Below are 13,585 nucleotides of genomic sequence, written 5' to 3' on the forward strand. Positions count from 1 at the left end.
GTTTTATGCTAACAGCTCCTTAATGTTTTGAGCAAATAATTTTACTGCAATAGCTAACAAAACTACACCAAATACTTTTCTAATAATTTTAATTCCATTAGGGCCAATAATACGTTCAATTTTAGACGAAGTTTTTAGCACAAGATAAATCACAAGAACATTAGAGATTACAGCAACAATAATATTTTCTGTAGCAAATTCTGCACGTAAAGATAATAAAGTTGTCAAACTACCTGGACCTGCAATAAGCGGAAATGCAAGTGGAAAAACTGAAGCTGTTATACCTCCATCTTCATCATCTTTATATAAGGTGATTCCTAATATCATTTCGAGTGCAATAAAAAATAAAATAAAAGAACCAGCTACTGCAAACGAGTTGACATCAATTCCAATTAGCGACAGTAAACTTTGCCCTAAAAACAAAAACACAATCATAATCACACCAGCAATTATAGATGCTTTTTCACTTTGAATATGACCAACTTTTTTACGTAAATCGATAATAATTGGAATGTTTCCAATAATATCAATAACCGCAAACAAGACCATAAAAGCAGTAAATATTTCTTTAAAATTCAATTCAAGATTCATGACTTACAAATTTTCGGCAAAAATAAGGCTTTAAGAACGTTTTATAGCATTAAATAATCGTAAAGTTTAACTATTTTTACAACCACTTTAAAAGCTAAAAATTTTCATGTTTCAATTAGGAAAAACCATTGTGTCTGAAACCATTATCGAAAAAGATTTTGTGTGTAACCTCTCTGCTTGCAAAGGTGCTTGCTGCATTGATGGTGATGCTGGAGCTCCTTTAGATGCTGAAGAAATAGAAACTCTAAAAAACATCTACCCAAAAGTCAAACCCTTTTTACGAAAAGAAGGCATAGAAGCTATTGAAACTCAAGGCACTCATATTACAACCGATTTTGGAGATTTTGAAACACCTCTTATAAATGGAGCAGATTGTGCTTATGTGATTTTTGACGATAAAAACACTGCGCTTTGTGGTATTGAAGAGGCTTATAATCAAGGTGAAATCTCTTGGAAAAAGCCCGTATCCTGTCATTTATATCCTATTCGTGTAAAGGAATATTCTGAATTTTCGGCAGTAAATTATGATCAATGGGACATTTGTGATGATGCCTGTACTCTTGGAAAAGAATTACAAGTTCCTGTGTATAAATTTGTCAAAGAAGCTCTTATTAGAAAATTTGGAGAAGATTGGTATACCGAATTAGAGAAGGTTGCTAAAACTCACAAATAAGATTTAGGTTGTTTTTAATACAGTTGAATTAATTGGAATGTCAACAACAACTTTTGTTCCAACGGCATTTTGATTAGTGTCATATAGATCTTTTATACGTATGTTATAATCACTTGTATAATCTTTTGAAAAATTCGCCAATCGTGCTTTAGTTAAAGATATTCCTACAGATTTTCGTTTTAATAATTTGTCATTTTTAATTTTTGCAGAACGCTGCCTTCCCACACCATTATCTTCAATTGATATGCTTACAAAGTCTTCATTTGTTTGATACACATTAAGCAGAATTTTTTTCTGACCTTCCTTTTTTGACGACAAACCATGCCAAAGAGCGTTTTCTAAGAATGGTTGTAAAATCATTGATGGCACCTTAATACGAGCTGTATTGATATCGTCTTCAATATTGATATCAAAATAAATTTCGTTAGAAAATCTAATATTTTCAATATTCATATACAATTTCATGGTGTCTAATTCATCTGCCAAAGAAATTTCTTTTTCGGTTGAAGCGACTAAAATTTTTCTAATTAATTTTGAAAACTTATTGAGATAGTATACTGCATTTTCCTTTTCATTATTAATGATGTACAGTTTTATAGAGTTTAGCGAATTAAAAATAAAATGCGGATTCATCTGACTTCGCAACATGTCTTGCTCAAGTGTAAGAATTTGTTTTTCTTGTTTCAATTGCCTATTTCTATAAAGCGCAACCAAAATAGCTCCTATAATAACTAAAGCTAATATAGAGTACCAAAACAACTTCTTGTTACGCTCTAATCTGGATTTCACAAGCTCATTTTCGTCAGCTAAAGCTTTAATTTGATTGTTTTTAGCTTCATTTTCATATTGAATAATGACATCATTTACATATCGTAAATTGCGATCATTAGTAATTGTTTTTTCTAAATCTATCGCTTCTCTAAAAGCTGTTAATGCTAAACTTGGTTGATTGGTTTGCTCATACAAATAAGACAACTGTTTTTGCGCTTCAACAATTGAAGATTTTAAACCAAACGTTTTCGCAACAGTTAATCCTTTTTTTAAATTAATTTCAGACAAGTCAAACAATCTCAAATGTTTTTGAACCCAACCTAAATTAATGTATGAAGACGCAATGTAAAATTGATCTCCTATAATTAAGGCTTTTTCTAAGGCATCTTCAATAATTACTCTTGCTTCACTAAACTGTTTCTGTTTGATATATATTTTACCAATACTATTGTAACAAATTACGCGTCCGAGTTCAGAATCGATTTTATTATTATAATCTAATGAAAGGTTATAGTTACGTAGAGCATTATCTAATTCGCCTTGAGCTTCATAAGCAAATCCAATATTTTGGTAATTGATAGCCATTCCTAATTGGTTACCCGATTCTTTTTCTATTATTAAAGATTTTTGAAATTGACGTATTGCGAGCTCATACTGTTCTAAGACTAAATAAATATTTCCTATACTATTTTGAGAAACCGCAATATTGTATTTTATAATTCTGGAAGGATTATCAATTGATCTAGCAATATCCAGTGCTTTAGTATGAAAATCTAATGCTGGCTTTACCAAATCTAATCTTCGGTAAGCCACTCCAATATTATTTAGATTAATCACATTCAACTCAAAATTATCAACCTCAACAGCTAATGCATTGGCTTTTTGATGTGCTTCTATTGCTTTTTCATAAAACGAATTGTTTCTATAAAAAACACCCAATGCATTTAGTGCAAAACTTTCGCCTTCAGGATAGCTATACACTTTCGCTTTTTGAGCTAGTCGATTGAGTTTTATTGTATCTCTCTTAATATCTGAAAAAATAGAATCTAAAGCTTCAACCGTTTTAGGTTTAGAGCTTATAACAGAGGTTAATCGAGAAGCAAAACTAGAACCTGAAACCTTTTGCGCTTGAAGATTTATTGGCATCAAAAAATAACACATCAAAAGAATGACTAACACACTCTTAACATAAAGAACTCTATTTATATACTGTAAGAGTTTCATTCTATAGTTTCTCTAGAAAATCGGATTTGCGTTGCCTTGCGACTGGAATTTTGTGATTAGACTGCATCACGACATATCCTTCACTTTTAATGAACTCTTTAATTTTATTTAGATTGATGATGTATGAATTATGAATTCTAAAAAAACAATATTCTGGCAAAATTGCATCAACTTCTTTTAACTTTTTAGTGATGACTAATTTTGGTGCATTCTCTAAAAATATAGTACTATAATTGCCATCAGATTCTACATAAAGAATATCATCAATGCTAAGAAATATGAGCTTTCCATCTGCATTTATGGTAATTCGTTTTTTATCAAGTTTGCCATTAAAATTAATTAGAACTTCTTCTATTTTTGAAACATTTAAAGCTCTAAAGTTATGCTTTTTTATCTTCTGAATGGTTACCTCTAAATCATCCGAATCAATTGGTTTTAACAAGTAATCAATAGCTTCATGCTTTAAAGCCTTAATGGCATATTCATCATAGGCAGTAGTAATTACTACAGCAAAATCTCTATTAGATAATTTTTCTAAAAACTGAAAACCATCCATCGTTGGCATTTGAATATCTAAAAACAAGCAATCTGGTGTATTCGTGTTTAAATATGTGATTGCTTCTTCAGGATTAGAAAACGTTTCAATAACAGCAATTTCATTACTAAAGTTAGATAGCTCCCAAGATAAACTTTGGATTGCTTTTGGCTCATCGTCTACAATTACAGCTTTAATCATAATTTCAAATATATTATATAATGTAATAAAATCTCTCTATTATGTATGGTTAGCATTTTTTTATGTGTATTGAGCAAAAAACAAACACTTATAAGTCATTAAAAAAAAGCTCAACCAACTATACATGTTTTAATACCAACTACACAAATTCAATTTAAGTATTAAATTAAAAATATCATATTTGAACTAACATTAATGACCAATGTATTAATACATATAAAAAAAAGTGATCGTGGGGATTCACTATTTGATTAAATGCTATTAATCATAGAAAGTCAGGTTTAATCCTGGCTTTCTATTTTATCATCTTCTTTTAACTATTATATCATACAATAGTTTTAGTTAGTTATGTTAATTATTAGGGATTAAAGAGAGCTGTTGACGCTCTCTTTTTTTGTTGCATTTTAAACAGACATTTTCAATCTATTCAGCGCAGTAAACATGCGTCTCAAGAGGCTATTTAACAAGATTATACTTACTTTTTCTGATAATTTATCTTGATTTTATTTAGTTGATTTACAGGTAATTACAATTATTTTTAACAAATCTTTAGTTTTTTTAACGATTTATCAATTGTTAAAAACTTGTTGAAAAGGTTTCCGAAAAAAAAGCAAAATATCTCATACATTTTTGAATCTTTGTTAGTCCCAAATCACACGAAATTTTTCAGTTAATTTTTTAATAAAAAACACCTCTAATATGTCTCAAGTTGTAGAACCAATTTTGCAAGAAAACAAAGATAGATTCGTTATTTTTCCTATTCAACATCATGATTTATGGGAATGGTATAAAAAATCTGAAGCAAGTATGTGGACTGCAGAAGAAATTGATTTGCATCAAGACATTACAGATTGGACAGAAAAATTAACCGATGACGAGCGCTATTTCATCAAACATGTTTTAGCCTTTTTTGCCGCAAGTGATGGTATTGTTAATGAAAATCTTGCTGAAAACTTTGTAAATGAAGTACAATATAGTGAAGCTAAGTTTTTCTATGGTTTTCAAATTATGATGGAAAACATCCATAGTGAAACCTATTCTTTGTTAATTGACACCTATGTAAAAAACGAAAAAGAAAAGGATACTTTATTTCATGCTATTGAAACCTTTCCTGCTATTAAAAAGAAAGCCGAATGGGCTTTAAAATGGATTGAATCTCCAAGCTTTGCTGAGCGTTTAATCGCATTTGCAGCAGTTGAAGGCATTTTCTTTTCAGGTTCTTTTTGCTCCATATTCTGGCTTAAAAAACGTGGTTTAATGCCTGGTTTAACATTCTCAAACGAATTAATTTCACGCGATGAAGGTATGCACTGTGATTTTGCGGTTCACTTACACGAAAATCACTTAGTAAACAAAGTACCAAAAGAGCGTATTAAAGAAATTATCGTAGATGCCCTAAACATAGAAAGAGAATTTATTACAGAATCACTTCCTGTAAGTTTAATAGGAATGAATGCTAAACTCATGTCGCAATATCTTGAGTTTGTAACCGATGGATTACTTGCAGATCTTGGTTGTGACAAAGTATATAATACAGCTAATCCTTTTGATTTCATGGACATGATTTCATTACAAGGAAAGACAAACTTCTTCGAAAAACGTGTTTCAGAATATCAAAAAGCTGGTGTTCTAAATAAGGAAGAAGAAGAAAACAAATACGATTTTGGTTCAGATAATTTCGATTTCTAGAACTCAAAAGTAAAAACAGAATTGTTTGAATTGGTTTACACTTCTGCTGAAACCTTTAAGTTTCCTAAGACAGTAACGACCAGTTTTATTTCAATATAAAAACTAATAATTAATCAACTATTAATCAGTTTCCTACTGAATAATAGTAACTAACTAATCCCTTTTTCTGAATGGTCGCTTCAGAAAAAAACTAAAAAATGTGTAACGTATGTATGTAGTAAAAAGAGACGGAAGAAAAGAGCCAATAATGTTCGACAAAATCACGTCGAGAGTTCGTAAATTATGTTATGGTCTTAATGAACTTGTAGACCCAATTAAAGTGGCAATGCGAGTTATTGATGGTCTATACGATGGTGTAACCACCAGTGAATTAGATAATCTAGCTGCCGAACAAGCTGCAACCATGACAACTGCTCATCCAGATTATGCTCGTTTGGCTGCTCGAATTTCGGTATCTAACTTACATAAAAACACAAAAAAGACCTTTAGTGAGGTCATGACCGATTTATATACATATGTTAATCCGAGAACAGGAAAAAAAGCACCTTTATTAAGTGATGAAGTCTATAAAGTCATCATGGATAATAAGGACAAATTAGATTCGTCTATCATTTATAATCGTGATTTTGGTTACGATTATTTCGGTTTTAAAACACTTGAGCGTTCTTACCTTTTAAAACTTAATGGTAAAATTGCTGAAAGACCTCAACACATGTTAATGAGAGTATCAATTGGTATTCATCTTGACGATTTAGAAGCAGCCATTGAGACTTATGAACTCATGTCTAAAAAATACTTTACACACGCGACACCTACATTATTTAACTCTGGAACTCCAAAACCTCAAATGTCTTCTTGTTTCTTATTAACAATGAAAGACGATAGTATCGATGGTATTTACGATACTTTAAAACAAACGGCTAAAATTTCACAGTCTGCAGGAGGTATTGGTTTATCTATTCATAATATTCGTGCTACTGGAAGTTATATCGCTGGAACAAACGGAACTAGTAACGGAATTGTACCAATGCTAAAAGTATTTAATGACACAGCACGTTATGTAGATCAAGGTGGAGGAAAGCGTAAAGGAAGCTTTGCCATGTATATCGAACCTTGGCATGCAGACATTATGAGTTTCTTAGATTTAAAGAAAAATCATGGAGCCGAAGAGTTACGTGCTCGTGATTTATTCTACGCCATGTGGATGCCAGATTTATTTATGAAACGTGTGCAAGAAGATGGTCAGTGGACCTTAATGTGTCCGAATGAATGTCCAGGATTATGCGACGTTCATAGCGAAGAGTTTGAAGCTTTATACACAAAGTATGAAGCAGAAGGCAAAGGTCGTAAAGCAATAAAAGCAAGAGAACTTTGGGAAAAAATATTAGAATCTCAAATTGAAACTGGTACACCATACATGTTGTATAAAGATGCAGCAAATCGTAAATCGAACCAGAAAAATTTAGGAACCATTCGTTCGTCTAACTTGTGTACCGAAATTATGGAGTACACTTCTGCAGATGAAGTTGCTGTATGTAATTTAGCTTCAATCGCGTTACCAATGTTTGTTAAAAATGGTGAGTTTGACCATAAAGAACTCTTCAGAATTACAAAACGTGTAACGAAAAACTTAAATCGCGTTATTGATAGAAATTATTATCCTGTTAAAGAAGCTGAAAACTCTAACTTCCGTCACAGACCAGTTGGTTTAGGTGTTCAAGGCTTGGCAGATACTTTTATTAAGTTAAGATTGCCATTTACAAGTGATGAAGCTAAAAAGTTAAATCACGATATTTTTGAAACGCTTTATTTTGCTGCTGTAACAGCAAGTATGGAAGAAGCTAAAGCTGATGGTCCTTACGAATCTTATGAAGGTTCTCCAATAAGCAAAGGCGAATTTCAATACAATCTTTGGGGAATTAAAGATGAGGAATTAAGCGGACTTTGGGATTGGGCAAAATTACGTAAACAAGTCTTAAAACATGGTGTTCGTAACTCCTTATTAGTTGCTCCAATGCCAACAGCATCTACCTCTCAAATTTTAGGAAACAATGAATGCTTTGAGCCTTATACTTCTAACATTTATACACGCCGTGTATTATCTGGTGAGTTTATTGTGGTGAATAAGCATTTATTAGAAGACTTGGTAGATCTTGGGCTTTGGGATGAAAATCTAAAGAATGAAATCATGCGTGCTAATGGATCTATTCAACATGTAGATAGAATTCCTCAAGACATCAAAGAATTGTATAAAACTGTTTGGGAATTAAGCATGAAAGATATTATCGACATGTCGCGCCAAAGAGGTTACTTTATCGATCAGTCCCAATCACTTAACCTATTTATGGAAGGTGCTACGATGGCAAAATTAACATCGATGCATTTTTATGCTTGGAAAAGCGGTTTAAAAACAGGAATGTACTACTTACGTACTAAGAGTGCTGTTGATGCTAAAAAAGTGACTATTACTAGAGCTGAAAAAGCTGAGCCTGTTGCCAAAACACAACAAGTCGCTGTAGATAATGTGGTTAAAAAACAACAAAAAGCTGCCGAAACTGCTGCAAAGTTTGCAAAGCAAACCGCAGAAAAGGTAGAAACTGAACCTATGACTCCTGAAGAAATGAAAGCCTTAATCGCTCAAGCTAAAGAAGCTGAAGGTGACGATTGCTTAATGTGTGGTTCGTAATTATTAAGTGTTAATTAAAAAGCATCTCGAGAGAGATGCTTTTTTAATATTAGATTCAATTTTGAAATGAATTACAATAGATTTACAAATAAAAAATAAATATAGACGAGAATAAGACACAAAAAAAGGGAAACTTAATGGAAGAATCCCTCTTGATAATTTTTCTAAAAAAAGCTTGGCGGCAATTTTTTCAGATTAATAGCGAAATATGAGAGGCTTCTCACCTCTATTTCTTCTTCAAAGAAACGAAATAAGATTATTTCTACCAAGTTTAAAACTTCCATTTAGATGAAAATAGTTGCTAGAGCCTATGGTATATGGCCTTATGAACCATGTAATTTATCAACTGTTCAATGTTAATAACAAGATTTAGAAGCCTAGGGTAATAAATCATAAAACAAAGTCAAAATGAAAAATTTTACTATTTATAGATTGGCAATCTTTAATAATGCCAAAGAAGAACAAATCTTAAATCGTTTTAATGGAACAAGTAACTTATTAGAGGTATGCTTCAAACATTTACGTGACTTGAAGGAAAACAGAGTTGACTATTTTGATAGTAATGGAAACAAAAGAACCTATGCGGTTAGCTCGGAAATTGACTATCAAGAAGAGAACGGAATAATTAATACTTATTTAGATTCCGCATATACTGGAGAAAATTTTGAAATAAGAAATGGAGAATCAAACAAGCTAACTTATTCTGTCCAAAAAGATGATCTTCAAAATAGAAAGATGTTTACCTTCATTAATATTCCAAAAAACTCAAAATATGGTTATGTGGTATTTGAAAATAAATCGAAGCATGGGTTAAAAGTTATTTTTGAAAGACGCCTACAACTCTTTTTAAAAGAATCTGGTTTTAAGAATTATAGAATTGTAATGTCTCCTGGATTAAATTTTAATTATCTGTCGAATATGATTGAAAAAGGAAAACTTAAAAAAGTTAGACTAATTAAGTACAGACTATCTAAAGATGTCCAATTAAGTTTGTGGGATAATATTGATATAAATTCCAATGACCAAGATATTAGAGAGCTTAAATTTAAAAGTAAGACTAATAATACTTCTTTTAAAAAGGAGCTTTATTCTCTATTTTTCTCTAGAGTTAATAAAGATGAAAAAATTTACTTTATGGATGAATTTGAAGTTGATGAAATTTCATTTGAGATAAATTATAATGGCTCATCTAAAACTTTCTTCATAAGGGAGAAATCTAAAATGAGATCTAATATTGATGTTTCAAATAGACTAAAATTTATTGATGGAGAAGCTACAAATGATTCTCTCATCAAAGTATCAATTGAGTTGATTAATGAAATATTAGGCTTTGATTCTTCTGATTTTGATGAAGTTGCATAAATTGTTTAAAGCCAACTACTCTTTTGAGTTGGCTTTTTTTATTGCTTTAAAATATCTGTTGCCAAATACGCATCATCTTTGTTATAATACCATGCTCTTACTTTAGGTATTTTGATTTGATTTATAGTTTCTGTTTTAGATAACATGATATATTCTCCACTTTCGGTTTTTACATTGCCTTGTTCATCTGTTTTAAAAAATTGATAGACTTCTAAAGCATAAGTTTCTGGATTAAAATAAAAATACCAAACATCATTACCAACAGCTTCATCATACGTGACTTTTAGAACCAAGTAATCTTTTCCTTTAAAAGTTTTTAACGCTACCTTTTCTGAAATATTTGTGCCTTCATCTTGAAGTTTCATTGGTAAACCATATAAATAGGTATAGTAGTTTTTATACATATTAGCGCTCTCACAACTCAAGTTATTTGAAAACAATTCTGCTTTACTCAACTCGGTTTTTCCATTTAATGAAATACTACAATTTCCTTTATCTATTATGTATTCAGTAATGATTGTATCGCGAGTTGCAGTCACTTTAAAATATTCGTCTGGAAGATTAATATGTATATGACTAATACGTTTAGAATTTTTAGGCATGTCCATGACGATATCAAATTCAGCATCAAAGGTGTTCCATTGGTGGTTTGGATCGTGATATTGAATGGCTTTTTCTAAGAGTAATGCGCCACTTATGTCTTGAGCAACTAGAACATTAAAAGAACAGTAAACTAGTATTCCGATTGTGATAAATTTCATTTATAAAGTAGATTTAATATTTACTAATTTAAACTATTTCATAGTAAACAAAAAAAGCCATCGTAAAAACCGATGGCTCTCTTCTATTTAATAAATTATATATTATTCTTCTTGGTCTGAACCGTTTTTATCTTCTATAGCATCTTCAACAGTTATTGAAATTGTTGCAGGTTCTACTGAACTATCATGTGAGCTGTAATATTCCTCTAAAAGGTTCATAGTTGCATTTAATAAGTCTTTTGTTTCTAACAACAAACTAAAGTACAATGTTGTGTTTTTGGGACTTGACTCTTCAGTACGTGTTCGTTCTACTTGCTTTTGAATTTTTTGTTTGACTAGACTTAATACAACTTGTTTTTTACTTAAAACATTACCTATTTCTTCAAAAGAACCAGAGTCAAAAGCCGTTTTTGTCTTTGTAAACAAGTCTTCAATTTCTTCACTTATTTCTTTAAGCTCCTTTACTTGACTAAATTTTAATTTTTTGTGATTATTATTGATATGTTTAAAACTCACATTAGAAATATATTCTAATGACTGTGTCATATCTTGTAAATAGCCTAAAATATTAATATAAAAATTACTGGCATTTACACTTGGCTCCTCTAAGTTCTTAATAAAATAAAATATATTATCACGCAAATCATCTATTTCATCTGAAAGCTTCTCTATATTCTTTTTATTCTTTTTAAGCAGTTTTAAATTTTGAGTAGCTAAGCCATTAATAGCACTTGTATATATTTTATTACCTCGTTTTACAACATTAGCAATATTGGCAGCACTTTCAACAATTACTCCTTGTATTGAGCTACTTTCAGCTTTTTGTAAAGTATCTGCTTCTTTTAAAACTTTAGATTTCTTCTTATGACTAAAATAGTTTTTAACAAGTAAAACAATTGCTAAAGTTAATAAAGCACTCAAGGCATAACCTTTACCATAATAAAGTATTAAAGCCATTATTGCTGCAGCAGCAAAAGCACTTAATGCTGTGAAAAACCAACCACCAATAACATTTAATACACCAGCAACTCTATATACAGCACTTTCACTTCCCCAGGCTCTATCTGCTAAAGAGGTTCCCATAGCCACCATAAACGTAACATAAGTTGTTGATAATGGCAATTTCATAGAAGTTGCAATTGAAATAAGCACACTAGCCACCATTAGGTTTACAGCAGCCCTTACCAAATCAAAAGCAGGTAAATCTTCAGATTTTAAAACGGTAGACTCTGTTTTTTTAAATTGTTTTTCAACATGTTTCTTTGCTTTATTTGGCAATATATTATTAAAGCTATCAGACATTGCTATACTTAATCTAACAATACTCCTAGATAAAAAGTTAGGTTCAAATCGTTCTTTGACATCATCCTGTCTTGACAAGTCTACTGAAGTTTTAACTACTGCTTTAGCTTTACTTGAAAACCACAATGTAATCACCATTATTAACCCTGCAATTAACAATAAAAAAGGTTTTGTTTGCACTGGAGCAGACAATGCTGTCATGGGAAACTCTGAAGGTAGAACATTACTCACAGACCATATTTCATACGAATTAAAAGCTGCAATTGGTACACCAATAAAATTAACTAAGTCATTTCCAGCAAATGCTACAGCAAGTGCAAAAGTACCTATGACGATAATAATAGTGTATATATTTACTTTTAAATACTTAATTACAAGAAGTGATATAAGAGTAAACACAAGAAAACTTAAAACTATTAATTGTAGCGGGTTGTTTGAAATTATTCCTTTTATCTCAGGACTCATAAAAGACGCATTTTTAATCCCTTTAATTAAGATAAAATACAAAATTGATGTTACAGCCAGCCCACTAAATATTGCGCCATACCACGATGGTTTTTGATTAAAATTAAATGTCAATAATAACCTCGAAAAGTACTGAACTAAGGCTCCAACACTAAATGCGATAACCACAGAGAGTAGAATTCCAAGTATGATTTCTATGGCTTTTTCATTATTAATATAATGCCCTAGATCTAATAAACTTTGATTATCATTAGCTGATATTTTAAGCAATGCCACACAAACAGAAGCTCCTAAGAGTTCAAAAACTATTGAAACTGTTGTAGAAGTTGGAAGTCCAAGTGTATTAAAAAAATCCAACAACAATATGTCAGTAATCATGACTGCCATGAAAATAATCATGATTTCATCAAACATAAACTCACTAGGATTAAAAATCCCTTTTCGAGCAACTTCCATCATTCCACTTGAAGACATCGCTCCCAAAGCAACACCCAAACTGGCAACAATAATTATAGTTTTAAACGAAACAGCTTTAGAGCCTATGGCCGAATTTAGAAAATTAACAGCATCATTACTAACACCAACTACAAGATCTGCTATCGCTAAAAATGCAAGAGCAATAAGCATGTAGATATAAAGGTTTTCCATGAAGAATTGAAAAAAATTAATGAAAACAAATTTCATGTTTTAAATTGAACGCAATGTTATGTTAATGTTATGTTCTATTTAATTATGGATGATATTTAAAGATTTTATTTACTAATTAACCTAGATTTTATTTGAATTATAAATTACCCAAACACAAAACACTCATACACATACTTCTCATTTTCAATTAATTAAATACTATATGTTAATTTTATGTTACCTAAATGTTTGTTTAATGTAAAAATTTATTTATATTTGTTATGTAATTATTAATTAAAACCCAGAATCGAAATGAAAAATATAATGTTTGCGATCGCAATGATGATTGGCATGGTGTCTTTTGCTCAACAAAAAACAACTTTTGAAGAAAATCAAGCTACAGGTTTAATTGATGCTACCTATTATCATGAAAACGGTCAAATAAGTCAGATGGGGAGTTACACTAAAGAAGGAAAACTTCAAGGAATATGGACAAGTTATGACGTAAAAGGAAATAAAGTGGCTTTAGGAAATTATTCTAATGGAAAAAAAGTAGGAAAATGGTTGTTTTGGAGTAATAATAAACTTAAAGAAGTAGATTATGTAGATTCAAAAATCACTAATGTTAGTGAGTGGTCTGATAAAACTCAATTAGTTGTTAGTAACTAAAACAAACTAAACTTATTAAAAAAAGCCTC

Annotated in this window: 10 protein-coding genes; 5 read left to right on the forward strand and 5 right to left on the reverse strand. The window is 30.8% G+C overall.

Translation table 11 applies throughout. The annotated features are described in order from the left end of the window. Positions 1–3 precede the first annotated feature (3 nt). Complete coding sequence (locus ACP15M_RS05290; protein WP_425076144.1) at positions 4–591, reverse strand: MarC family protein; 588 nt, start codon at positions 589–591, stop codon at positions 4–6. A 106-nt stretch (positions 592–697) separates the two neighbouring features. Between ACP15M_RS05290 and ACP15M_RS05295 the strand changes: the two genes are divergently transcribed. Further along, on the forward strand, positions 698–1,264 hold the full coding sequence (locus ACP15M_RS05295) for a DUF3109 family protein (RefSeq protein ID WP_425076145.1): 567 nt from the start codon (positions 698–700) through the stop codon (positions 1,262–1,264). Between the two features lie 3 nt (positions 1,265–1,267). Here the strand turns inward: ACP15M_RS05295 and ACP15M_RS05300 are convergent, their stop codons facing one another. Next, the gene (locus tag ACP15M_RS05300) at positions 1,268–3,259 is read right to left on the reverse strand and encodes a tetratricopeptide repeat-containing sensor histidine kinase (RefSeq protein ID WP_425076146.1); all 1,992 of its coding nucleotides are present in this window, start codon (positions 3,257–3,259) and stop codon (positions 1,268–1,270) included. Position 3,260: 1 nt separating this feature from the next. Beyond that, on the reverse strand, positions 3,261–3,995 hold the full coding sequence (locus ACP15M_RS05305) for a LytR/AlgR family response regulator transcription factor (protein ID WP_425076147.1): 735 nt from the start codon (positions 3,993–3,995) through the stop codon (positions 3,261–3,263). Between the two features lie 699 nt (positions 3,996–4,694). On the opposite strand from ACP15M_RS05305, the gene ACP15M_RS05310 reads away from it, so the two are divergent. From ACP15M_RS05310 to ACP15M_RS05320, 3 genes are all read left to right on the forward strand, one after another. Next, on the forward strand, positions 4,695–5,684 hold the full coding sequence (locus ACP15M_RS05310) for a ribonucleotide-diphosphate reductase subunit beta (RefSeq protein WP_425076148.1): 990 nt from the start codon (positions 4,695–4,697) through the stop codon (positions 5,682–5,684). A 208-nt stretch (positions 5,685–5,892) separates the two neighbouring features. Beyond that, the gene (locus ACP15M_RS05315) at positions 5,893–8,370 is read left to right on the forward strand and encodes a ribonucleoside-diphosphate reductase subunit alpha (RefSeq protein ID WP_425076149.1); all 2,478 of its coding nucleotides are present in this window, start codon (positions 5,893–5,895) and stop codon (positions 8,368–8,370) included. Between the two features lie 408 nt (positions 8,371–8,778). Then, on the forward strand, positions 8,779–9,732 hold the full coding sequence (locus ACP15M_RS05320) for a hypothetical protein (RefSeq protein ID WP_425076150.1): 954 nt from the start codon (positions 8,779–8,781) through the stop codon (positions 9,730–9,732). 38 nt (positions 9,733–9,770) lie between these two features. On the opposite strand, the gene ACP15M_RS05325 is transcribed toward ACP15M_RS05320, so the two are convergent. Continuing rightward, the gene (locus ACP15M_RS05325; RefSeq protein ID WP_425076151.1) at positions 9,771–10,493 is read right to left on the reverse strand and encodes a DUF6503 family protein; all 723 of its coding nucleotides are present in this window, start codon (positions 10,491–10,493) and stop codon (positions 9,771–9,773) included. A gap of 102 nt (positions 10,494–10,595) precedes the next feature. Then, positions 10,596–12,908, reverse strand: coding sequence for an inorganic phosphate transporter (locus ACP15M_RS05330; protein WP_425076877.1), 2,313 nt, complete (start codon positions 12,906–12,908; stop codon positions 10,596–10,598). 291 nt (positions 12,909–13,199) lie between these two features. On the opposite strand from ACP15M_RS05330, the gene ACP15M_RS05335 reads away from it, so the two are divergent. Next, the gene (locus ACP15M_RS05335) at positions 13,200–13,556 is read left to right on the forward strand and encodes a toxin-antitoxin system YwqK family antitoxin (protein WP_425076152.1); all 357 of its coding nucleotides are present in this window, start codon (positions 13,200–13,202) and stop codon (positions 13,554–13,556) included. Positions 13,557–13,585 lie beyond the last annotated feature (29 nt).

Origin of the sequence: Psychroserpens sp. S379A (genome assembly GCF_049800755.1) — a bacterium.
GTDB lineage: Bacteria > Bacteroidota > Bacteroidia > Flavobacteriales > Flavobacteriaceae > Psychroserpens.

Excerpts from the sequence above, each read along its gene's own strand:
- ACP15M_RS05300 (WP_425076146.1), bottom strand. The coding sequence starts at position 3,259 with ATGAAACTCTTACAGTATATAAATAGAGTTCTTTATGTTAAGAGTGTG.
- ACP15M_RS05290 (WP_425076144.1), bottom strand. The coding sequence starts at position 591 with ATGAATCTTGAATTGAATTTTAAAGAAATATTTACTGCTTTTATGGTC.
- ACP15M_RS05335 (WP_425076152.1), top strand. The coding sequence starts at position 13,200 with ATGAAAAATATAATGTTTGCGATCGCAATGATGATTGGCATGGTGTCT.
- ACP15M_RS05320 (WP_425076150.1), top strand. The coding sequence starts at position 8,779 with ATGAAAAATTTTACTATTTATAGATTGGCAATCTTTAATAATGCCAAA.
- ACP15M_RS05295 (WP_425076145.1), top strand. The coding sequence starts at position 698 with ATGTTTCAATTAGGAAAAACCATTGTGTCTGAAACCATTATCGAAAAA.
- ACP15M_RS05325 (WP_425076151.1), bottom strand. The coding sequence starts at position 10,493 with ATGAAATTTATCACAATCGGAATACTAGTTTACTGTTCTTTTAATGTT.
- ACP15M_RS05310 (WP_425076148.1), top strand. The coding sequence starts at position 4,695 with ATGTCTCAAGTTGTAGAACCAATTTTGCAAGAAAACAAAGATAGATTC.
- ACP15M_RS05330 (WP_425076877.1), bottom strand. The coding sequence starts at position 12,908 with ATGGAAAACCTTTATATCTACATGCTTATTGCTCTTGCATTTTTAGCG.
- ACP15M_RS05315 (WP_425076149.1), top strand. The coding sequence starts at position 5,893 with ATGTATGTAGTAAAAAGAGACGGAAGAAAAGAGCCAATAATGTTCGAC.
- ACP15M_RS05305 (WP_425076147.1), bottom strand. The coding sequence starts at position 3,995 with ATGATTAAAGCTGTAATTGTAGACGATGAGCCAAAAGCAATCCAAAGT.